Origin of the sequence: Nitritalea halalkaliphila LW7 (assembly GCF_000265075.1) — a bacterium.
Lineage (GTDB): Bacteria > Bacteroidota > Bacteroidia > Cytophagales > Cyclobacteriaceae > Nitritalea > Nitritalea halalkaliphila.
In genome coordinates, this window is sequence record NZ_AJYA01000035.1 from 1 (window position 1) to 23,084 (window position 23,084).

Annotated in this window: 21 protein-coding genes and 2 pseudogenes; 5 read left to right on the forward strand and 18 right to left on the reverse strand. The window is 45.4% G+C overall.

Annotated elements, in window-relative coordinates; all coding sequences use genetic code 11:
- Positions 1-269 precede the first annotated feature (269 nt).
- The gene (locus tag A3SI_RS11705) at positions 270-1,613 is read left to right on the forward strand and encodes an acyl-CoA dehydrogenase family protein (protein ID WP_009056121.1); all 1,344 of its coding nucleotides are present in this window, start codon (positions 270-272) and stop codon (positions 1,611-1,613) included.
- A 163-nt stretch (positions 1,614-1,776) separates the two neighbouring features.
- Here the strand turns inward: A3SI_RS11705 and A3SI_RS11710 are convergent, their stop codons facing one another.
- The 11 genes from A3SI_RS11710 to A3SI_RS20910 form a co-directional block, all read right to left on the reverse strand.
- Complete coding sequence (locus tag A3SI_RS11710; protein ID WP_009056123.1) at positions 1,777-2,571, reverse strand: UbiA prenyltransferase; 795 nt, start codon at positions 2,569-2,571, stop codon at positions 1,777-1,779.
- Between the two features lie 137 nt (positions 2,572-2,708).
- Entirely contained in the window at positions 2,709-3,578 is an 870-nt protein-coding gene (atpG, locus tag A3SI_RS11715; RefSeq protein WP_009056125.1) for an ATP synthase F1 subunit gamma, read from the reverse strand.
- A gap of 58 nt (positions 3,579-3,636) precedes the next feature.
- Positions 3,637-5,211: a F0F1 ATP synthase subunit alpha gene (atpA, locus tag A3SI_RS11720; protein ID WP_009056127.1), complete on the reverse strand. Its 1,575-nt coding sequence runs from the start codon at positions 5,209-5,211 to the stop codon at positions 3,637-3,639.
- Positions 5,212-5,241: 30 nt separating this feature from the next.
- A complete protein-coding gene (atpH, locus tag A3SI_RS11725) occupies positions 5,242-5,802 on the reverse strand; it encodes an ATP synthase F1 subunit delta (RefSeq protein ID WP_009056129.1) in 561 nt (186 codons plus the stop codon).
- Positions 5,803-5,814: 12 nt separating this feature from the next.
- Complete coding sequence (locus A3SI_RS11730; protein WP_009056131.1) at positions 5,815-6,309, reverse strand: F0F1 ATP synthase subunit B; 495 nt, start codon at positions 6,307-6,309, stop codon at positions 5,815-5,817.
- 79 nt (positions 6,310-6,388) lie between these two features.
- Positions 6,389-6,649, reverse strand: coding sequence for an ATP synthase F0 subunit C (gene atpE, locus A3SI_RS11735; RefSeq protein ID WP_009056133.1), 261 nt, complete (start codon positions 6,647-6,649; stop codon positions 6,389-6,391).
- Positions 6,650-6,697: 48 nt separating this feature from the next.
- Entirely contained in the window at positions 6,698-7,717 is a 1,020-nt protein-coding gene (gene atpB, locus A3SI_RS11740) for a F0F1 ATP synthase subunit A (protein WP_009056135.1), read from the reverse strand.
- A gap of 397 nt (positions 7,718-8,114) precedes the next feature.
- A complete protein-coding gene (locus A3SI_RS23290; protein ID WP_009056136.1) occupies positions 8,115-8,372 on the reverse strand; it encodes an AtpZ/AtpI family protein in 258 nt (85 codons plus the stop codon).
- A gap of 5 nt (positions 8,373-8,377) precedes the next feature.
- Positions 8,378-8,800: a bactofilin family protein gene (locus tag A3SI_RS11755; RefSeq protein ID WP_009056137.1), complete on the reverse strand. Its 423-nt coding sequence runs from the start codon at positions 8,798-8,800 to the stop codon at positions 8,378-8,380.
- A gap of 12 nt (positions 8,801-8,812) precedes the next feature.
- Entirely contained in the window at positions 8,813-9,412 is a 600-nt protein-coding gene (locus tag A3SI_RS17610; protein ID WP_238531736.1) for a murein hydrolase activator EnvC family protein, read from the reverse strand.
- 44 nt (positions 9,413-9,456) lie between these two features.
- Entirely contained in the window at positions 9,457-9,684 is a 228-nt protein-coding gene (locus A3SI_RS20910; RefSeq protein WP_009056139.1) for a hypothetical protein, read from the reverse strand.
- 150 nt (positions 9,685-9,834) lie between these two features.
- Here A3SI_RS20910 and porW point away from each other — a divergent pair, with 150 nt between their 5' ends.
- The 4 genes and pseudogenes from porW (at position 9,835) to uvrC (ending at position 16,561) form a co-directional block, all read left to right on the forward strand.
- Positions 9,835-12,060 carry a type IX secretion system periplasmic lipoprotein PorW/SprE gene (gene porW / locus A3SI_RS11765; protein WP_238531737.1) on the forward strand — a complete coding sequence of 742 codons (2,226 nt, stop codon included), beginning with the start codon at positions 9,835-9,837 and terminating at the stop codon, positions 12,058-12,060.
- Positions 12,061-12,077: 17 nt separating this feature from the next.
- Positions 12,078-12,413 (forward strand): hypothetical protein, encoded by a 336-nt coding sequence (locus A3SI_RS20915; RefSeq protein ID WP_238531738.1) that lies wholly within the window; start codon positions 12,078-12,080, stop codon positions 12,411-12,413.
- A 16-nt stretch (positions 12,414-12,429) separates the two neighbouring features.
- Positions 12,430-14,699 (forward strand): annotated as a pseudogene (locus A3SI_RS11770) (penicillin-binding protein 1A).
- A 60-nt stretch (positions 14,700-14,759) separates the two neighbouring features.
- A pseudogene (gene uvrC, locus A3SI_RS11775) lies at positions 14,760-16,561 on the forward strand (excinuclease ABC subunit UvrC).
- Positions 16,562-16,594: 33 nt separating this feature from the next.
- Here the strand turns inward: uvrC and porN are convergent.
- The 7 genes from porN to A3SI_RS23295 all read right to left on the reverse strand — a co-directional run.
- Complete coding sequence (gene porN / locus A3SI_RS11780) at positions 16,595-17,404, reverse strand: type IX secretion system ring subunit PorN/GldN (protein ID WP_009056144.1); 810 nt, start codon at positions 17,402-17,404, stop codon at positions 16,595-16,597.
- A 10-nt stretch (positions 17,405-17,414) separates the two neighbouring features.
- Positions 17,415-19,019: a type IX secretion system motor protein PorM/GldM gene (porM, locus tag A3SI_RS11785; RefSeq protein WP_040670812.1), complete on the reverse strand. Its 1,605-nt coding sequence runs from the start codon at positions 19,017-19,019 to the stop codon at positions 17,415-17,417.
- A 30-nt stretch (positions 19,020-19,049) separates the two neighbouring features.
- A complete protein-coding gene (gene porL, locus A3SI_RS11790; RefSeq protein ID WP_009056147.1) occupies positions 19,050-19,859 on the reverse strand; it encodes a type IX secretion system motor protein PorL/GldL in 810 nt (269 codons plus the stop codon).
- Positions 19,860-19,897: 38 nt separating this feature from the next.
- Complete coding sequence (porK, locus tag A3SI_RS11795; protein ID WP_009056148.1) at positions 19,898-20,995, reverse strand: T9SS ring complex lipoprotein PorK/GldK; 1,098 nt, start codon at positions 20,993-20,995, stop codon at positions 19,898-19,900.
- Between the two features lie 89 nt (positions 20,996-21,084).
- Positions 21,085-22,050 carry a PorP/SprF family type IX secretion system membrane protein gene (locus tag A3SI_RS11800; RefSeq protein WP_009056149.1) on the reverse strand — a complete coding sequence of 322 codons (966 nt, stop codon included), beginning with the start codon at positions 22,048-22,050 and terminating at the stop codon, positions 21,085-21,087.
- 67 nt (positions 22,051-22,117) lie between these two features.
- Positions 22,118-22,891: a uroporphyrinogen-III synthase gene (locus A3SI_RS11805; protein WP_009056150.1), complete on the reverse strand. Its 774-nt coding sequence runs from the start codon at positions 22,889-22,891 to the stop codon at positions 22,118-22,120.
- Positions 22,892-22,928: 37 nt separating this feature from the next.
- The coding region (locus tag A3SI_RS23295) for a DUF4271 domain-containing protein (RefSeq protein WP_156810288.1) at positions 22,929-23,084 on the reverse strand (156 nt) is incomplete at its 5' end.

Below are 23,084 nucleotides of genomic sequence, written 5' to 3' on the forward strand. Positions count from 1 at the left end.
TTATATTTTATAATGCAATTTAGCACAGCGCATTCCAATTCACCCCTGGAGACACCTACTTCAAGCATGTTTTTTCTTCCAAGAGTTAAAATAGGTTTGGGGGAAGTGCCGGGGGCCTAGGGTAAAGCGGTGCTAGAGGTTCCCTTTGCCTTCGGGCAAAGCATGCGCTAGCTCCACCTCTTTAGAGGGAAAGCGGCTAAAAACTTTCTTCCCAATTCACCGTAAAATAAAATCATATATGTTTTTTATCCACATTAACCCCAAAAACCATGGACTTTCAAAAGCTTTTAGGTGCATTAGATGTAAAGAAAATAGCCGCCCTCTCGGAGAAGGTGGATCTGGGAAAATTAGTTGAGACGGTGAGTCGCATGGACGAGGCTTCCCTGGCTAAAATGATGAAAATGCTCGAGCGGGCAGGTCAAAACGGCCAGGAGAAAAAGATCCCTGAAGTAAATGGCGACTTTTATGGCTTAGGAAAGACCCTAAGTGCAGAGGATCGAGAGATTCAGCTGAAAGTGCGTGCTTTTATGGAGGAAGAGATCCGCCCGATCGCAAATGACTACTGGAACAGGGCTGAATTTCCTATGCACATTATCCCGAAGATGGCCGAGTTGAACATAGGGGGCTTGATCTATAAAGGGTACGGCTGTCCCGGGAAATCCGCCCTACTGGAAGGCTTCATCGCGATGGAAATGGCACGGGTAGATACCTCCATTTCTACTTTCTTCGGCGTACAGAGCGGTTTGGCGATGGGTTCCATCTACCTGTGTGGCAGTGAGGAACAAAAGCAGGAATTTCTTCCCCCTATGCAGCGACTGGAGAAAATAGGGGCTTTTGGATTAACTGAGCCAGAGGTAGGTTCTGCTGTGGCGGGCGGACTCACTACTACCTGCAAGCGCGAAGGAGATGAGTGGATCCTAAATGGTCAAAAAAAGTGGATCGGCAATGCGACCTTTTCCGACATTACCATCATCTGGGCACGGGACCTGGACTCCCAGCAGGTGAAAGGCTTTATCGTGCCGAAAGATACGCCAGGATTTCAGGCCGAAAAAATGGAAAACAAGATGGCGTTGCGAACCGTCCAAAACGCCCTCATTACGCTTAAGGACTGCCGAGTGCCGGAGTCTTTACGCCTGCAAAAGGCCGAAAGCTTTAAAGACACCGCCGCCGTATTACGCATGACACGGGCCGGGGTGGCTTGGCAAGCGGTGGGCTGTGCCCGAGGTGCTTATGAGGCTGCTCTCGCCTATACGAATAAGCGGGCGCAGTTTGGAAAGCCGATAGCCTCTTATCAGCTGGTGCAGGACCTACTCGTCACCATGCTGGGAGACCTCACGGCCATGCAGACGATGGTACATCGCTTAAGTGTGATGCAGGATGAGGAGGCGCTTTTAGACGAACATGCCTCGCTGGCAAAGGTCTTTTGTACGCTGCGGATGCGTTCGATCGTGGACCATGCTCGCGAGTTATTTGGCGGCAATGGCATCTTGCTAGAGCATGACATCGCGCGTTTTGTGGCAGATGCCGAAGCGATTTACAGCTACGAGGGCACGAAAGAAATCAACTCCTTGATCGTGGGAAGGGCCATTACGGGGCACTCGGCCTTTGTTTAAAGGCGGGTGTGGCTCCTTCCCCTGTTTTGACCCACGAGGACCATTTCGGTAGGAGATGGTCCTTTTTTTATTCCACGTAGGGCAGGCAGTACACATCAGGCTTTTGCTGCTAACTCGGTGGTAAAGCTCGGAAAGGGACTGCATCCTACTTTTCTTTTGCGCTTCAGCGCAAAAGGGAAACCAGCCAGGAAAGGGAAAAACTGGCCTCAGTGCGCATACGCTGCTGCGGCGCAGAAAGCCTGGGCTGCCGAAACACCTGGGCATGAATTCCCTGCATCAGTACCACGACGAGGAAAAAAGGACCATAAAAACTGGGAAAGTAAAATAGACCGCACAGCCCAAAAGAGAGGCCTATCGCATGCAAGGCATAAATACGGTTTTTCAACTTGGCTGCTCCTAAAGGCTTAACTGCGGAGCTAAACCCAAACTGCCTATCGTCTTCTCGGTCTTGGTAGGCGAGTTGAAGCAGATTCGTATAGCTAAGATTCCCGTACAACAAGAACAAAACTCCTATCGGTGCTAGCTCGAAACTGGACCGGAAGGATAGGGGTTTCACTTCAAGGGCGTAATACGTGGGCACCCAAGCGATTCCTGCGACATACAGCAGAGCGACAAGAGCCTCTTTCCAGTGTGGAAGCAGATTAGGCGATAAACTATAAGCAAAAATGAGTAATAAAACAGCGAGGCCGCCGAGACCAGCCGAGAGCAGGAGCTTTACGGGTAAGGTGTACACGATGCAGAGCAGGGCTAAAAGCCCAGCAGCGGTGAGTAAGCCGAAAAATAGCGGTTTAGTATACCGCTGATAGAAGGCTCTGCGTTTACTGCTGATCGCTTGCTCCTTTATTTTTTTGGCATCGAGCAGGTGATCCAGCGTGTAGATGCACCACACAAAAAGGCCTAGTAAAAAGAAGTAAATCGGCGGGATAGCCACCTCCAGAAGAGCGGAGAAAAAGGCCATGCCTCCTAGGCTTCCGCACACGACGTCTAAGGACAGTAAGGAAAAAACAGTAAGGACTTGACGAAGTAGCTTTCCCATAGGCAATAGAACAAAAAAGTCACCCGAGGGTGACCTTTTTTTACAAAACAGAGGAAAATTTATTTCGACTCGAGTGCATTCGCACCCGCTACGATTTCCAAGATTTCATTCGTAATAGCAGCCTGACGGGAACGGTTGTACATCAGACGTAGGTCTTTCAGTAGTTCACCCGCATTTTCCGTTGCCTTATCCATAGCCGTCATTCGCGCACCATGCTCAGAAGCATTACTTTCAAGCACCGTTTTAAAGAATTGGATCTTTAGGGCGGCTGGAACAAGCTCTTCGATGATGTATTCGCGAGAAGGTTCTAAGATGTAGTCCGTTTCCACGGCTTTTGTATCCTCAGAGGCGAGCTGCTCCATGGGGAGAAACTGCTCGGCCATTACTTCTTGTGTCGCTACATTCTTAAACTGGTTGTAAACGATGATCACTTTATCGAAATTTTCATTCACGAAAGACTCCATGGCAAAAGAGGCTGCGCGATTCACATTTTCGAAAGAGACATCAGAGAACACCGTGTAGAAAGTGTCGATTACGGTATGTGGGCCACGTCTGAAGGCATCATAAGCTTTTTTTCCTAATGGCATGATGTGCACATCGAGGGTGGCATATTCGGCTAAGAGCGCTTTGGTCGCTTTTAAAACGTTCGAATTAAAAGCGCCACAAAGCCCTTTATCCGAGGTAACAGGAACTAAAAGCACACGCGTAACCTCTCTTTTTTGGGCATAGATCACGTCTGTCTCCCCTTCAGAAGAAGCCGTTACATTATTTAAAATGCCAGTAAGCTTCTGAGAATAGGGACGCATCTGCGTGATTTTATCCTGAGCTCGACGCAGTTTAGCTGCCGCCACCATTTTCATCGCTTTGGTGATCTGCTGCGTAGAGACGACAGAATTTATTCGTTCTTTAACTTCCTTTAAATTTGCCATGAGGGATATCGGACAACAAGTATCGTAAAGCGGGGGAGCGCTGCTCCCCCAAAATTATTTATGCGTATTTCGGAGCAAGTTCTTTAGCAGCCTTCTCTAAAAGAGGAGCGGCAACATCGATTTTACCAGCCTTGATCGCATCTAAGGCTTCTGTATAGCTTGCGCTTAATAGCGTGTAGAATTCTTTTTCGAAGGCTCTTGCTTTTTCTACTGGAACAGTATCCATAAGACCTTTCGTAGAAGCGTAGATAATCGCCACCTGTAACTCTACGGCTACTGGGGAGTACTGCGCTTGTTTCAGAATCTCTTGGTTTCTTCTACCACGCTCGATTGTACGCTTCGTAGAGGCATCGAGGTCAGAACCGAATTTAGAGAAGGCTTCGAGCTCTCTAAACTGCGCTTGATCCAACTTAAGTGTACCGGCTACTTTCTTCATGGACTTAATCTGAGCAGAACCTCCTACACGTGATACCGAAATACCTACGTTAATGGCAGGACGAATACCTGAGTTAAAGAGATTCGTTTCTAGGAAGATCTGACCATCTGTAATCGAAATTACGTTTGTAGGAATGTAGGCAGAAACGTCAGAAGCTTGCGTTTCGATAATTGGAAGTGCAGTTAAGGAACCTCCACCTTTTACCAGATGCTTGATAGACTCTGGAAGGTCGTTCATTTCCTGCGCGATTTTATCAGAAGAGTTAATTTTCGCTGCTCTTTCTAATAATCTTGAGTGCAGATAGAATACATCCCCAGGGTATGCTTCACGTCCTGGAGGTCTTCTAAGAAGTAGGGAAACTTCACGGTACGCGACAGCTTGCTTGGATAAATCATCATAAACAACGAGTGCAGGACGACCGGTATCACGGAAAAATTCTCCGATAGCCGCACCGGTAAACGGTGCAAAGAACTGCATCGGTGCAGGATCAGAAGCAGAAGCGGAAACCACTACTGTGTAAGGAAGAGCGCCTCCTTTTTCGAGAGCAGCTACTACACCCGCTACGGTAGAGGCTTTTTGGCCGATGGCCACATAAATACAGAATACTGGCTCGCCTTTATCGTAAAACTCTTTTTGGTTCAAGATGGCATCGATAACTACAGCAGTTTTTCCTGTCTGACGGTCACCGATAACAAGCTCACGCTGGCCACGACCGATAGGAATCATGGCGTCTATCGATTTAATACCTGTTTGCAATGGCTCATTTACAGGCTGACGATAGATTACACCAGGAGCTTTACGCTCCAGCGGCATATCGTATAATTCACCTGCTAATGGTCCTTTTCCGTCGATAGGCTGTCCGAGCGTGTTAACCACACGTCCTAACATCCCTTCACCTACGTTGATGGAAGCGATCTGCTTGGTTCTTTTTACAGTATCGCCTTCTTTCACTCCTTTAGAGTCGCCGAAAAGTACCGCACCCACATTATCCTCTTCGAGGTTAAGCACCATCGCTTTCAGACCAGTTTCAAACTCAAGCAATTCACCCGCCTGAGCTTTAGAGAGGCCATAGATACGGGCTACACCATCACCTACTTGGAGGACAGTTCCTACTTCTTCCAATTCAGCTTCAGTTCGGGCGCCTGAGAGCTGCTCTCTCAATATAGCCGAAACTTCATCAGGTCTTACTTCTGCCATTATTCTGTATGATTAAATTGTTAATGCTAATTAATATAATTTTTCGTACTGGTTCTTCGTCAGCTGAAGGCGCAGGGCTCGGAGCTTACCACTTAGTGACTCATCTAACTGACGGTCGTTAACGCGAAGGATAAACCCACCAATAATAGCTGTGTCCACTGTCTCGACCAGCTGAACTTTAGCTAAGCCAGAGATTTCTTTCACTGTGCCCTCGAAGGCTTTGCGAAGCTCATCTGTAAGCGGAAAAGCTGTGGTAACCGTAGCCTCTTGGATGCCTTCATGTACATTATACAAGCGTACAAACTGCTTTAGGATATCCACTGTAAGTGATGCCCTGTTTTTATCCGCTACGATGCGAAGAAAATCTACAGTTAACTTCTGCCCAGAGGTACCAAGAAGCGCCTGTAAGATCGCGAATTTCTTGTCCGAACTCACTACGGGGCTTTTTAATACAAACACAAGCTCTTTATTGGCTTGGCAGGCTTCCATGATCCGATTCACATCGGCTTTCACGGCCTCTAAAACCTTATTTTCAACCGCTAGCTCTAACAGCGACTTGGCATAGCGCGACGCTACTCTAAATTCAGACATGAGGCTTAGGGTTTAATTCAATTTCAAATCTTTCACGAAGGTATCTACTAGCGCCTTCTGCTCAGTATCATTTGCTAAAGATTTTCTTAACAATTTCTCTGTAATGTCTAAACTAAGCTGAGCCACCTGGACCTTCACCTCTGTTAACGCTGCTTTTTTCTCTGTTTCAATAACCGCTTTAGCGTCCTCAATCATACGAGTAGCTTGTGCAGACGCTTGATTTTTCGCTTCTTCAAGCATTTTAGTAGCTGCGTCATTTGCAGACTTCAAAATAGCGTCACGCTCGGCGCGCGCTTCTTGGAGTAAACGCTCGTTTTCAGACTTTAAGTTAGCCATTTCTGCCTTAGCCGCTTCCGCAGCACTTAAAGCTTGTTCGATGGTGGACTCGCGCTCTTCTAAAGCCGCTAGAATAGGCTTCCATGCGAACTTCGCTAAAATGAGTAACAAAGCTAGGAAACCAAGAAGCTGCCAAATAATTAATCCGGAACTAGGGGTTATTAAATCCATGAGTATATCGCTGTATAAATACTAAAATTCAATGAAAAGAGGAGGGCAGCCTAACGCTACCCTCCGGATTCTTTTGTTCTTAGAACTCGAGGCCACCTGCGTTAAGCGCAATAAGTAGGGTTACTACTACTGCGAACAGGGAAACTACCTCGATAAGTGCTGCAATGATAAGCATGGCAGTCTGGATCTTACCAGCAGCCTCAGGCTGACGAGCAATAGATTCCATAGCCTGACCACCAATTCTACCGATACCCATACCTGCGCCAATCGCGATGATACCAGCACCGATGCCAGCTCCTAAAAGGGCTAGACCTGCAGACAACAATAATGAAGTTAACATACGTGTTATAGTTATAAATTGAACAAAGAAATTGCTTTAGAATAAGAATTAATGGTGCTCATGCTCCGCTACAGCAGAACCGATGTACATCGCAGTGAAGAGCGTAAATACGTAAGCCTGAATAGTCGCAACCAGTAATTCGATGATATTTAAGAAGGTCACCATTAGCGTACTTACCACTCCGATAGCATAAGATTCAAACATAAAAACCAATGCAATGAAGGCCAAGATAACGATATGACCCGCAGTAATCGCCACGAAAAGACGTACCATAAGGGCAAATGGCTTAGTAAAGAGTCCTAAGATCTCCACARGCACGATAACAAACAAAATGGGGAAAGGCACTCCTGGTGTTGCGAAAACATGCTTCCAATATTCTTTATTCCCATTTAGATTCACCACTACAAAAGTTAACATGGCCAAGGTAAAGGTTACAGCGATATTCCCTGTAAGGTTAGCAGCACCTGGTAATAAGCCAAGAAGGTTTCCGAACCAAATAAAGAAAAATAAAGTAAGCAAGTAAGGAACAAACTTCATGTAACCCGGACCGATAGATTTCTTTGCGATTTCATCGCGAACGAAAATAACGATCGGCTCGATAAAAGAAGCTACTCCTTTAGGTGCTTTCACACCGTTTTTCTTGTAGTAAGAAGATGAACTTAAAAGAATCGCTACAAGTACTACAAGCACTAAAAAGAGCATCATCACGTTTTTCGAAATGGATATGTCGACAAAAGACGCACCATCGAGACGGCCTAAATGCTCATGATCATCGATATAATATCCTTCATGGGCAAACTCTTTACCGAACTTATGCGTAACAGGATCTTGGAAGTCAGACGATGAAAACACCTTTAGCCCATGATCTTTCGCGTAGACGATAACCGGTAAGGGAAGCGTAACATGCTTGTCTCCGAAAGTAGCAAAATGCCACTCATAGGAATCCATAATGTGGTGCATGATGAAGCCTGTTTTATCCTCTTCATCAGATGCGGCGGCTACCTGGGGTACTGTAGCTAGGAAAAATGCTGACAGTAAGAAACTTAGGTAAAGAAATTTACGGAACATCAAATTGTTTTTTAGAACCTACCTTGAATGCGGGCGCAAATTAGCTATTAAGGAGTGAATATCAAATATTAAGTACAACAAATAAATAAGGAAGAAATTGACGATAAACCATAATACGTCGTTTATGTTTGATAACAGCATATAGCTGATAAACGCTAGACACCCTAAAACCCGAATTACCGTCAGGCCCAAAAGCATATTTGTAGTATTTTCTCCTGCAAAAAGGCCTTTTCTCACCATAACAATCCTTGTAATCCCTACAAATAAGGTGAAGAACAGAAGAATATTCCAAACCTGAGAACTGCCAASCCAAGGGCTCCCAGATATTTTTGCAAAATAACTATAGCAAGCCCTACAATCCCACTTAGACCCATCAGACGCAGCCAAAACGAAGCCATTACTTCCTAAAATTTTTACCTAAACTAAACTTATTTATTGTCATTTTTTCATCGATACAAAAAGTTGATAAAAGGCCAGCCCTATCGATAAAAAAAAGGAAGAGTAACAGCCACAGGGGAAACTGCATGGAAGAGCGCTGCTGCAGGTACCAGCCTAAGCCCGTTCCACCACCGATGATGCCGAACAGCTGAAAAGAAAGGCCTATGTATTTAACATAGGCCGGAACTTGTTTATCTGATTTGGATGAATCCTTCATAAACCTTATGCCACAGTAGCTTTTTCCTGTTTTTCGGCCACGCGACCAGCACTCTGCTTCTGGGTGGTACCCATCTGACACTTCCCATCGAAATGGGCCCCACTCTCCACTACTAATTTTTCTGTAATGATATCACCTGAAATGTGCGCCGTTTTCTGCAGTAGCAGCAGTCCATAACACGTCACGACACCATCTACCTTTCCAGCGATTTCCAGTTCCGAGGCGAAAATTTCCCCTTTGACACGAGCGGAATCTCCCAATACAATTTTACTCTTAGACTCTAAGCGCCCTTCAAAATTCCCCTCTATGCGAATGTTCCCCTGACTGGTAATGTTCCCTACGATCGTCGTTTCCTTCGAAATAACATTACTGGAAGTCACCAGCTGGGTCGTCGCCTTTTTGTCCTCTTGCTTATTACTATTGAACATGTTGTATGGATTTTAATCAAACTTTATAAATTCTTGTGGATTTACTGGACTTCCGCGGTACCATAATTCAAAGTGCAGGTGCTCTCCTGAGCTCAGCTCGCCAGTACCCCCGATGATCGCGATAGGCTCACCAGCAGTCACGGCATCCCCAATTTTTTTCAATAATACTGAATTATGCTTGTAAAAGGAAATCAAATCCCCATCATGCTGAATGCCAATAACATGACCGGTATCTAAAGTCCAGCTCGCAAAGATCACGCGACCTCCCGTTACTGCCTTTACAGGCTCGTTTTCCTTACTTAATATATCCACCCCGAAGTGCTGCTGCCCAGGATTAAATGCGCTGATGACCATGCCGCGCAGGGGCGCAAAGAAATAGGTCTCCCCTCCTGGCGTGCGGATTCCCTCCACCCGATCTGCATAGGGACCTACCCCTTCGCGAAACTCAGCGATGATGGCCTCCGTGTCGGCGTTTTTCTCAAATAAATCCAGATCTCTTCGCTGAGGCAGTGCATCCCCCTCCAGCCTATCCGCAGGAGTCGGCTCTTGCTCAGGATCCTCTCCGACCATAATTTGCCGTAGGCCACTTATAAAACGGTCTTTTCTATCCACCTCCACTAACAGAGAATCTACTGTGAGGCTCAGCTCTCGAAGGATCAGGCATTTTCAGTCTCTAAAAACCGCGGATCAGCCCAGCGTTTCAGAAAGGTATTCGCCCCTATAAGCCCCAGAATAAAAAACATCACGAAAGCCACCAGAAAAAGGACCAGTCCGCTCGCCTTGCTCACAGAGAAAGAACGAATGACCGAGAAATCGATCTCACGACGAATGACGATGATGAACTTTTTATTTACCCATTCTTGGGCTTTTTGTTTTAAACTCAAGGCTATATGTACTTTTTATACAATTTTACGGCGAGCGGGCGTTTACATTATGGAGTAATTCCCGTTATTTGCTGCTGGATTTTTATGAAACAGTGCCCAAGCCCAATTCTATTCTACTTATCGAGCTGCCTTATCGGGCTTGTCCTCGGCTTGAGCGCCTGTTCCTCGGAGCGCAACACGTTTACTAATCGCCTGTATCACAATACAACGGCGCGCTTCAATGCTTATTTCTTAGCGGACAGCAAAATTAAGGAATTAGAGCAAATAATCGCTACCACCCATCAAGAGGATTACACAACCATCCTTCCTATTTTTTACCCCATAGATAGTGCCATCGTAGAAGAACATGACGCTTTATTAGAGGATGCCCGCAAGCTGGCCTCTAAAGCCATCGATTGGCATCGCATCAGTAAATGGGTGGATGACAGCTACTTACTACTAGGCATCGTGGACTATTATCGCGCCGATTTCGATGATGCCATCAACACGTTTAAGTACATTAATGTCACCAGTAAGGACGATGCGCTGCGCCACAGAGCCCTGATACAGCTTCTGCGTGCTTTCATCGATTTGGATTATTTCGAAGATGCCACCTTCGTCATCGATTATTTATCGAAAGAAGGTCCTATAGCCGATGAGAATCGTTTTTTACTTTATAAAACGCTGGCGTATTACTACGATAAACGAAACGACTTAAATGGTAAAATCGGAGCTTTAGATCAGGCTGTGATGCTGGCCAGTGACAAAAAAGAGAAATCGCGGCTTAATTTTATCCTCGCGCAGCTCTACGAAGAAGCTGGGATAGAATCCCTCGCCTACTCCTTTTACAGGGAGGCCCAGAAAGGAAACCCTCCCTATGAGCGGTACTTTTTCGCACAGCTTTACGCCCAGAAAGTCGCTGATATCAATAGAAGTAAAGATTTTCAAAAAATCCGTAGCTACTACGATGAGCTGTTTGAAAACAGTAAAAACGTAGAATTCCGCGATGTAATTCTGTACGAAAGAGCCCTATTCGAGCTAAAACAGGATGACCTGGACCTGGCTCGCACACTTTTACGCAGAGGCGCTGCCGAGCAGGGAAAAAACAAAGTCACGAAGGGCTACATCTACGAAAAGTTAGGCACACTGTCTTTCGAGGTGGATCAGGACTACCGCGCTGCCAGCTACTACTACGATTCTGCGTTGCTGCATTTTCGAAAAGGGGATGCGCCTGTGGCGCAAATTAATGCGCGCCACGCGATTTTACATCCCTATGTAAAATATTACGAGACGGTACAGGAAAACGACAGCTTACTTCGTTTAGCCACGCTCAGCCCGAAGGAGCAGGAGGCGTTCGTAGACAAGTTTATCGCCGCGGAGGAGGAACGCCTTATTCGAGAAGCGGAGCGCAAAGTGGTTCCTAAAAGCAGTAGCGTTTTTGATAATTTATTGGCCTTTGGTGGGGGCCGAGGTGGTGGTGCGAACACATTTTATTTTGAAAACCCCGTAGCGATGCAGCAGGGCGCTATCGAGTTTAACCGAGTTTGGGGAATTCGCCCTGTACAGGATAACTGGCGTAGGAGTGCTGCTCAGAGCTTCGGCGGGGAAGAAGAGCCTAGCCCTCGTGCATCCACAGCAGCTATGGAAGAGGCAGACCCAGGGCCTTTGGCTAATTTGCCCGATAGGGGCGCCCTATTAGATGCTATACCGAATAGTCCTCGCGCACAGCAGCGCTTAAAGACAGACTTGGAGGATGCCTTATTCGAATTAGGCAAGCTGCTGCATTTCAGCTTTAAAGCACATGAGTCAGCCATCGACAACTTAGAAAAGTTACTCCAAGATTTCCCTGAGACGAGTAAGCGTCCGGAAACGTACTACACACTGTATCTGGCGCATCGGGAGCTGGGAAAGCCTTCGGACTATCAGGCACGTCTGAACGCAGAATTTCCGCGCTCACCTTTCACCTTTTCTGTTAATAACCCGAATCAGCCGACGGGGAACTTGGCCTACTTAGAATCCTCCAGGCTCTATGATCGGGCCTACACCGCGTATCAGGAGCGCGCCTATGAGGAGGCGAAAGGTCTGGTCACAGAGGCCTTAGAAAAGTATCCGCTGACGCGCAATACGGATCGACTGGTGCTGCTCGACATCATGCTAAGTGGCAAGTTGGAAAGCGAGGGCATGTACCAGTATAAGCTGGAGAAATTTATAGGGGAGAATGAGAATCAGGACTTGGTAAATTTGGCAAGGAAAATGCTGCGTGCGCTGATAGGAGATCCGGAGGAACCCGAGGAGCGCATTGCGGAAGCTTTGCCGCAGGCAAAAGAACCAGAGGCTAAGCCGGATACTGCTGTAGTGGCGCCGGTGATAAGGAGGTGGTTTACAAAGAAAATTTAAAGCAAACCCATATCTTTGTGCTGGCATTAGGTCCGGAGCAGGGCGATGTGAAGGGCTTATTAGCCGAGCTGGAGGAGTTTAATCGCCTCTACTTCGAGGCTTCTAGGCTAAGGAGTGGAAATATGAGCTTAACTTCCGATCAGGTTATTGTGCTGATTAGTCCCTTTAATAACGCGGCTACGGGGCTGGAGTACCTTGATAGGTTAAAGGAGTTCCAGGAGAATTCGTCTTTCTTAACGAAGGAGGAGCTGGCAAATAGCTTTATCATCTCCTTAGAAAATTTCCAGCAGCTAAACCGCAGAAAAGATTTACATGAATATTTACGCTTTTATAAACGTGCCTACAGCTTTTAAGCGCTAGGAGTGTGTTATGACGAAGAAATTAATAATTGGAATTTGGATAGGGTTTACGGCGCTACTGCTCGGAATCGTTTTGTTCATTTGGGCGGTGAGTGCAGACTTTCTGGGGCTTTTCGGCCCCTTGCCGGATTTTAAGACCTTAGAAAACCCGCGTAGTGAGATAGCCTCGGAGCTTTACTCTGCAGATGGGGTACTGCTGGGCAGTTATTTTCGTGAAAATAGAAGCCCCGTGTCCTATAACGATCTTTCGCCGAATTTAGTGAATGCACTAATCGCGACGGAAGACGTGCGCTTCGAGAAGCATTCTGGAATCGATTTTCAGAGTATGGGAAGGGTATTGTTTAAGTCGCTTATCCTGCGCCAAGGTGCTGGTGGAGGAAGTACGCTAAGTCAGCAGACGGCTAAAAACCTGTTTAAAACCCGGCGTTCTGTTAATGAAAGTCCGCTCAACAGGGTGCCGGGGCTCCGCATGCTCATTATTAAAACGAAGGAGTGGATCGTGGCGGCCAAGTTAGAGCGGGCCTATACGAAGAATGAAATTTTAACGATGTATTTGAATACGTCTGAGTTTGGGAGTAATGCTTACGGGATTAAGACGGCTGCTAAAACTTTTTTCAACAAGGCTCCGAATGAATTGAACATCGAAGAGTCTGCTACTCTCGTGGGCCTATTTAAGGCTCCCAGTTATTACAGCCCGATATACAATCCAGAAAACTCGTTACGGAGAAGGAATACTGTGCTGGCGCAGATGCATAAGTATGGATATCTGGAGAAGAGTCTCTATGACTCGTTACGTGTTTTGCCTATCGTTTTAGACTATGCTGTAGAAAGTCAAAATATGGGGGTGGCTACCTACTTTAGAGAAATCGTAAAAGCGGATCTCATCCGCTGGGCGCGAGAAACACTAAAAGCGGACGGCACGCCTTATGACTTATTTGGCGACGGCTTACGCATTTACACGACGGTAGATTCCCGTTTGCAGCGCTATGCCGAGGAGGCTGTAACCGAGCACATGGCAGAGCTACAGAAGGCCTTTATGAGGGAGAATGCAGGTAGAGAGCCCTGGATAGACAGTAATGGTCGGGTCATCGCTGGTTTCATAGAAAATGCAGTAAAACGTACCGATGCCTACAGAAATTTGAATAACCGTTTTAAAGATCGTCCAGATTCAGTGGACTATTATCTCAACCAGAAGAAACGCATGCGTGTGTTTACTTGGGAAGGGGAATTAGACACCCTCATGAGTACCATGGACTCTTTACGTCATTATAAACGCTACCTACAAGCAGGATTTATGTCCTTAGACCCTAAGTCAGGGCATATCAAGGCCTGGGTTGGGGGCATCAACTATAAGCACTTTAAGTTTGACCATGTCAAGCAAAGTAGGCGACAGCCGGGGTCAACATTTAAACCTTTTGTCTATGCTGCTGCGATCGAAAACGGCTACAGTCCCTGCTATTCGGTAGTGGATCAGCCGGTAGAGATCACAACCCCCGGGCAGGAGCGTGGAGGCCTAAAAACGCCGACGGTAAATTCTCTTATGAGAAGATGACGATACGAGCGGCCATGGCACAGTCCATTAATACAGTCACTGCCTTTATGATGAAGAAGCTGGGGCCAAAGGTGGTTGTGGAGACTGCTCGACGCTTAGGCATAGAAAGTCCTCTGGACGAGGTACCGGCATTGTCTTTAGGGACATCAGATGTCTCTGTTTATGAGATGGTAGGCGCTTTTGGTACCTTTTTAAATAAGGGAGAGCACATCACGCCCTTTTACATCGACCGTATCGAAGATAAAAATGGGAATATCATTCAGCAGTTTACTCCTCGAAAACGCTCGGCGATGAGTGAGGAGCATGCCTACCTGATGATACACATGTTAAAAGGAGGTTTTGAAGAACGTCAGGGGACGAGCCAGGGGGTTCCCTTTGCGCTACGCGAAAATAATGAACTCGCAGGAAAGACGGGAACGACACAAAATGCTTCTGATGGCTGGTACATTGGCATGAGCCGCGATCTGGTCAGTGGAGCCTGGGTAGGGGGTGATGACCGTGCCATTCACTTTAGGAGCTGGATTTCTGGCCAGGGGGGTAGAACAGCCCGTCCGATATGGGTCAAGTACATGACGAAGGTGTACGATGATCCTACACTAGGGTATACGAAAGGACCTTTTCCACGGCCGGAGCGACCGCTAAGCGTAGAGATAGACTGTGAGGTATACGAGCGAGAGAGCAGCCGCTTCCGAGATTTTGATTACGATTATAGGCAGAACGATTATTAAGCAAAAAGAAAACAGTCTCTCACCCAGGCTGTTTTTTTTACGATATACAGGATCTATTTTATGAGAGCGACATCCTATACGCCCGATGCTTATGGAGAGCTGCCGGATGCTCCGGGAGTGTACCAGTATTATAATGAAGCGGGCGACCTTATCTATGTGGGCAAAGCCAAAAGCTTGAAAAAGCGCGTTAGCAGCTATTTCTCCAAGACCGTAGGGATGGCCTATAAAACGAAACGCATGGTGAAGGAGATTCGCAAGATCGAGATCATGCTGGTGGATACAGAGCTGGATGCGCTGTTACTTGAAAATAATCTGATCAAGAAGTTCCAACCGAAGTACAACATTCTTCTAAAGGACGACAAGACGTATCCCTACATCGTCATCACGCATGAGCACTTCCCGCGTATTTTCCCGACTCGGAAGCGCTTTAAAAACGCGGGCACCTACTTTGGACCCTTCGCAAGTGTAAAAGCGATGCACAATGTCTTGGGCTTAATTCGTGGTCTATTTAATGTCCGAACATGTAAACTAGACTTGCACCCGGCAAAAATAGGGGAACAAAAGTACAAAGTCTGCTTAGAGTATCACTTAGGTAACTGCCTGGGACCTGTGAAGCCTTACAGGGGGAGCCCGATTATTTAAAGGATATCGAGCAAGCTAAAAACATTTTAAAAGGAAATTTAGGAGTGGCCAAAGCCTATTTTAAAACCCGCATGCAGGAGGCCGCAGAGGCACTGGCCTTTGAACGCGCCCAGCGTTATAAGGATAAACTTGAGCTTTTAGAAAAGTATCAGGCGAAATCCATGCTGGTAAATCCTTCTATAAAGGATGTGGACGTATTTACTTTAGTGACTGACGAACGCATTGCTTTTGTTAACTTTTTAAAGGTGATTAATGGGGCGGTGGTCATCACCAAGACTGTGGAGCTTAAAAAACGGCTAGAAGAAAGCGATCAAGAGCTTATTTTGACGGCTATTATCCGCCTCCGCGAGCAATTTAACAGCACTGCCGAAGAAATCATTACGAATGTGGTCTTCGACGATCCGATAGAGGGCCTAACGATTACGAACCCAAAAATCGGTGATAAGATGCGCTTGATCGAGCTCTCGTTAAAGAATGCGAAGTACTCCAAACAGGAGAAGGCTCTCCAAACGGGTGAGCAGCACGACAAAAAACATCGCGTCCTGCATCAGCTTAAGCAGGATTTATCACTAAAGGAATTACCGCTGCATATAGAATGCTTTGATAACTCAAACATCCAAGGAAACTACCCTGTAGCCAGCATGGTATGCTTTAAAGAAGGAAAGCCTGCTAAAAAAGAATATCGGCATTACCACATTAAAACCGTTATCGGGGCGAATGACTTCGCGAGCATGACAGAAGTGGTAGGCAGACGTTATAAGCACTTGGTAGAAGAGGCCCTACCGCTTCCGCAGCTCATCGTAATCGATGGGGGAAAAGGTCAGCTATCCTCTGCGGTAGAAGCCTTAAAAGAACTTAATCTCTATGGTAAAATCCCAATTATAGGAATTGCGAAACGACTAGAAGAAATTTATTTTCCTGAAGACCAGTACCCCTTGCATATCGATAAGAAATCACCGGCGCTTCAGCTCCTACAGCGCTTACGCGATGAAGCACACCGCTTTGCGATCACGTTCCATCGAAACATTCGAAGCAAACAAAGCCTCGGAACACAGCTGCATACTGTACAAGGCTTCGGACCCGCCACAGCAGAAAAGCTTCTAAAGGAATTTAAGAGTATTAAAAAAATAAAAGAAGCAGATATCACTGAGTGGGAAAAGGTCGTAGGAAAAAAGAAAGCAGCGCTTTTAGATGAAGCCATAAAAAAAGGAGAACTTTAAGTCCTCCTTTTTTCTTATAGCCAACAATGGAAGTTACCACTCCCAAAGTCCATTTTCAAATTCTAGCAAGCGGTACTCGAAATCAAGCGCTTCAATATAGGCTTGGAAATCGGGATTTGGATGGTTTACAGGTATTAAATCGGCAATTAAGGCCTCATCAGGATTCGTGAAACGCCTCACGACGGAGCGAAACATTCTGAGATCGAAAGCCTGATCGTAGGTAAGGTGTTTGCTTGTGTTCGCGTAATTATACCATACGGCATCCTCCCGGTCACTAAAATATTCGTAGAAATCCTTAAAGCGAATAAACCCAATTGTTTTCTGACCTGCATTCGCATTCGTTTGAGAAGGCATTACTAACTCGATATACTTGATATCAAAACGCACTTGCGAATGATGCTTATCGAAAATAAAATCCTCCTTAAAATCTAAGTAGTAAAGATTTTTAACAAAGATCGAATCTCCAGCTGCATTCACCCAAAACCTCTCTTGGAACTCGGAGATAGAAAGCGGTCGCTTGAACTCGTCATCCGCGAAGACCTCTAAAGCATTCTCCTCGACGATGGCCTTGTAAATGTTATTAATAACACCATTTCTTCTTGAGTCACCAGAGCCAAACCAAGAAAGGTTAAACTTTTCACGAAGATCTATTCTCCTCCAAATTTCCACTTGGTACATCTTATCATCTTCCCGAATGGATTTCGCAGAAAATAAGGTATCTACGCGAAACTTTCTGTCACCGTATCCAGACGGACTCACACTCGTAGCCCGCTGGGCAAATGCCGTAGCGCAGAACATGAAGAGAAGAATTCCAATAGCGATACTATACTTTACCTGTGCCATAGACTGCTTATTAATTTATAGGTAAACGAATGAGTGCATTCTGACTAGACTTGATCTTGTTTCCACGGAAGTTCGTCCGTGTTACTTCAGTTACGCGAATAACCAAATCATCTCCTTGTCTAGCAGACTCTAATAACGAACGAACCGCTACATTAGTACCTGTAATCGGCACTGAACCACGTGGAACTTCATTACGGATAAGGATAACCTCTCCTCCTGTGACCTCAAAATTCGCATCGCGTGCCATCGTACGGCCAAATGTCGGCTCAGGGATGGCTTCTACGCGTAAGGTAGTGGGTCCTGGAGAAGGATACGCCTTACTGATATCGATAGGACCACGACCGTCACTTATTCTAACTGTAGGATCCGGAACAGGAACGATTTCGTAGTCTACATTCCCGATTTTATTTCCGCCACTGCTCACCCCGATAACGACTTTGCCACTATTACCCGGAACGATCGTCACTTGACCAGGACGCGTACCTTTAATGGCAGTACCATTAGAGACACTAAATTCCGGAGCGTAAGAGTTACCTAAAGCAGGAACATCTATAATCAAGTCATTCGCGCATTCAGCGTACAAACGATTCACCACCTCCGACTGTACGCGGATAACAGGCTGGGCTACAAAATACTCATAGTCTACCGTTAAAACAGAGTCTTTTCCCGCGATATTTACTGTAATCTCACCTTTTAGCGTTCTCTTGGCTAAACCACGATCATCATAATCGCTTGCTGGCGCAACAGGGAACTCTATTTGGCCAAAGCCATCGATTACCTCTACCTCTTTGCCATCCACAACCATTTTAGGCTGAACAGAAGAGGAGGAAGAAGCGATAAAGAGATTTCCTTCAAATTTAGTACCCGCAGCTACTACATTGGAATTCGCGGCAACACTAGCTTTAAATACATCGGACTTAAAATAAAAGCTACCGATGGAGTTCGAAATGAGCGATAAAGCTTCACTTTCGATATTCAGCACCTCATTTTGAAACTGGGAAATGGTGGCTAAAACCGCACCTACAGGAGACTTTACAAAGTTAAGGTTAACGAAATCCTTGATCCTAGCCTCTCGGTCATTCTTAAATAACTCGATGTCTTTCGCATCTCTGGCAATATCTCCGAATGACACACCATCAATACCCAATTTACCTAGAATACGTACTACTTCTTCAGGAAAGGCGTTCAGCTTTTCCTGCATCTCATACCCTTTTCTCTGATTGTTAAAGATAAAACCAGGAACCTCTACATTTTTTAACGAGGCATTTTTAAAATTTCCTTGCTCATCTTTGACATTCGCTTCGGTAATGACCTCGTTTTTAAGGTCATCCAAATACTTGGTTAGCTCTGCACTTAATGCACGTAGCTCACGTGCTGCCTCTACTTTAGGTAAATCCTGTTCATTATTCCCCTGCTGTTCTACAGTACCTGCAATAGTCGAAACTAAAAACTGGTTTTTTTGGATATAATTTCGGGATGTACGTTCTAAGCTATCGTTAATTAAGACAAACTTCTGAAGGATTTGATTACTTACCTGAAGCGCTAACAGAGCTGTTAACACCAGATACATCATCCCGATCATCCGTTGTCTTGGGGTTTCTTTTCCTCCGGCCATTATATGTTCCTCTTAAAAAAACGCGTTTTTTTAACCTTTCATGGCAGTTAACATCCCACCATATACCTTATTTAGAGCACCTACATTCTGATTGAGTTTCGCCAGCTCTGTTTTAAATGCTTGAGTTTCTTTACCTGCTTCCGTAATACCCTCCATAGCTGTGGCCATGTTCGCGTAAAACTTATTCAGGGTTTTAAGATGACTGTTTGCATCCTGAAGCTCCAGCTCATAGACATTATTAAGGGCCGAAAGATTTTTAGTCACTTGAACGACTTGTCCATGATAGGCCTTGGCATCTGTGGAAGCAGAAGACAATTCATTTAAAGCTTCTGCTGTTTTCCCATAGGAGGCATTGATTGTCACTAAGGATTGAGAGGCTTTTTTTACATTCTCAGCATAATCGTTTGTTGCGACTGCAGCATCGGAAATCTGCCCCATTTTCTCCGCTGAGGTGGCTAAATTCTTAATGCCCTTATTCAAACTTTCGAAAAGCTCTGGGCCTATCTTAGCATCTTCTAATAGCTTGTCCACTTTCTGTGTAAGCGGGTCTCCAGAGACCAAACCAGTAGCTGCCTTCGCGCGAGGAGGTACAGGAGAGCCATCAGCAAGCTCCGGGTATACTTTTGACCAATCTACCTCTTCCTGCTTGGGTTCGAATGCCGAAAAAGCAAAGATGATCGCTTCAGTGGTTAAGCCAAAACCAATCATGATATTAGCTCCCTGCCAATCAAGAATCTTAAACATGGCCCCTAAAATAACAATGGACGCGCCCAGACCATAGATTTTAGGCATCCAGTCTGCATAAAATTTGTACTTAAAAGAAGTTTTGTCAGTTTTCATGTGAAATAAATTGGGGTGCTTTTATGTGTTGTGTTAAATTAACGTTGTCTTCTTCTATTGCCTGCTCCAGAATCCATAGAGCCAGAACGACCGATAAACGTCATAGCTGTTCTAAATCCTATGTGTGCAGCCTTTACATCTTGGTATTCGTACGTTCTGGTACTGGTTTCCAAGTAATGTGCAATGTCCTTCCAAGATCCTCCGCGAATAATTTTTCTTGGCTCATTCGGATCCTTATATACAGGATCTAGGTCCCAGGTCAAAGAACCTGAAATCGGATTATAGGCATCCATTACCCACTCCGCTACATTTCCAGACATGTTATACAGCCCATAACCATTCGGACTAAAAACGTCTACAGGGGCGGTGTAAGCGAATCCATCATCGATGTAGTTACCTCTACCCGGTTTAAAGTTAGCCATCAGGCAACCTCTCTTATTCTTCAGATACGGACCACCCCAAGGATATTTTGCGATTTCTTTTCCTCCACGAGCGGCATACTCCCACTCTGCTTCAGAAGGAAGTCGGAAACTGGGGAAATCATAATCAGAGCGATTATTTGCGTTTAAGTGATAGGTTCTCCATAAAGCATAAAGCTGTGCTTGATCCCAGCTAATACCCACTACAGGATAGTTATCGAAAGCGGGGTGATCAAAATAAAACTCCATCAAAGGATCTCCATAATGATACGAAAAACTTGATGACCATACTGTGGTGTCAGGTAAGATATCATTTAGTGCGATAACAGGAGGGTCTTTTAGCGTAGTCGGCGTACCATAGGCAAACTCTCCATCGCGTACAGCTTCGATAAACTGGCGGTACTTGTTATTAGACACCTCGTACTTATCCATGTAGAAAGCCGAGATGGTCACTTGACGGTTCATAACCGTGTGCGAACGTGCTACATCTTCATCCGCTTGTCCCATCCAAAATGTACCCGCCGGAATGGCGACCATGTCCATAGGAAGCGGCTGCTGCCAGTTAGCACGCTTCGGAACGCCGGTGACTTCGCCTCTCCTATTGTCTTTTTCATTCGATGACCCTCTGCTTCCAAACAGGCTACAGGCCTGAAAGGTGAAGGCGAACACTAAGAGTAGTGCCAGAGGAGCATATCGTTTTGTTGTTCCAGAAAACATATTTACCTATCGTTTTAGCTGTATCTTCGCTTCTAAAAGCTCGAAATATAGACCTTATTTACTTAAATATCCAAAGACTAAATCATTAATTAATACCTAAATCTGGGTGTACGCTGAATCACACGCTGAACTTCTCTCCTTGCCTGCGGCAAATTATACGTCACCATGAACTCGTGACTCGTCGGTGCCTTCGCCTCTAAACCACCAAAAACCAAATCAAACGCATAGCCTACACGAAGCGCATTATTTGGTAACAAGCTGTAACCCAGTAATACAGAAACACCCTCCTGACCTCTGAATGCTAAACCGCCACTAATTGTTCGATTATGTGTCGCAATAACGCTTACATCATACGAAAAATTATTAAAGCCGACAGTTTTAATCAAAAAGCTTGGCTCAAATTCCCACATGGCCAAACTCCGAATTCGATATCCTGCAGTCAAATACGAATGATTGCGCAAGGGGTTTTCTGCACCATCACCAAAATTAAAGGCGGGTTGATTCACATGCCGACTACTGATACCTACGTAATAATCCCGCGTATCGTACACGATACCAGCCCCTATATTAAAATTAATTTGAGTCTCTCTCCCAGCATCTGGAAGCACTAAGTCAGGATTTACAGGATCTAGCTCCCCGAAGCGAATGGTACTAGCGAAAGCTCCCCCGCTTAAACCCATACTTAATACACCCCTACGGATTCTTCTATGATAGGCTACGGAAAGGTTAAGTTCCTGATTTATGGTCGGGCCGATATCATCATTCACGATATTAAGACCGAATCCCAGATTATACTTGTCTAGTCGACCATTAGCCGTAATTAGCTGTGTAGTGGGCGCATTTCCCGTGCCGGTGTAGTTAAACCACTGCGAACGATGGAGAGCAGAAAACACATAACCCGACTCCTGTCCTGCGAAAGCCGGGTTATAAAAGGTCTTATTAAACATGTACTGTGTGAACTGAGGATCCTGTTGAGAAAAACCCTCTTGAATCACGCAGCCAAAAAGGGCGAGCCATGCTAAAAAGAACGTATAAAAAGAAGGCTGTTTAAACATGCTGAAGGAAGTTTCTGGAAATCCATTTCAATTAACACATATTTAAACTGAAATCCACGCTAAAAGATTATAAATTATTTGCTTTTTTTATGTAGAGCTCTAAAGCCCCTGTCATGCTCGGAGCATTCGGCATCGGGGCCTCGATATCTAAAATTAAGCCCTGATCGCGCACCTCTTTGGCCGTAGTAGGCCCAAAAGCCGCGATACGCGTGTTATTTTGCTCAAAATCAGGGAAGTTATGCACCAGCGACTTGATACCAGAAGGGCTAAAAAAAGCTAAAATATCGTATTTAATATCGCGAAGATCAGATAAATCTGCAGCTACGGTATGGTAAATGATCGCCTCCGTAATGGCGATGTTATGCTTCTCCATATAATCCGGGATCTCCGCCTTACGAATATCCGAACATGGGAAAAGATACTTCTCGTTTTTATGCTTCTTGAAATAATCGAATAAATCTGCTGCCGTACGCTGCCCCACGAAAAGCTTGCGCTTACGGATAACGATGTACTTCTGCAGGTAATGCGCCGTCTGCTCTGAAATACAAAAGTACTTCATGTCTGCTGGCATCTCCACCTTTAACTCCTTACAGATCGTAAAGAAATGATCGATCGCATTTCTGCTCGTAAAAATAATCGCCGTATGCTTTAAAATCTCGATCTTCTGCTTGCGAAACTCCCGAATAGGCAGTGGCTCCACTTGAATAAAAGGGCGGAAATCAATTTTTAATTTGTACTTTTCTGCCAGCTGAAAGTACGGTGAATTTACATCAGCAGGCTTAGGCTGTGATACTAAAATGCTCTTTACAGGTTGTAAACGATCCTTCGTAGATACACTCATTTTTTTAGCTTTTCCGTCTTTGGTTTAAGGCTATGATTCAACCGATTAGTAACTTGGCTACAATCAAAGCTGGAATAAGTTCCGCGCTGCAAAGGTAAGCAATTATATGGTATTTTTTAAATGTGCCCAAGTTTATCATTTGGAAGCCCAAAGAAATCACCCCTAACCCATAAAAGCCAAGAAAAGCCCAAAA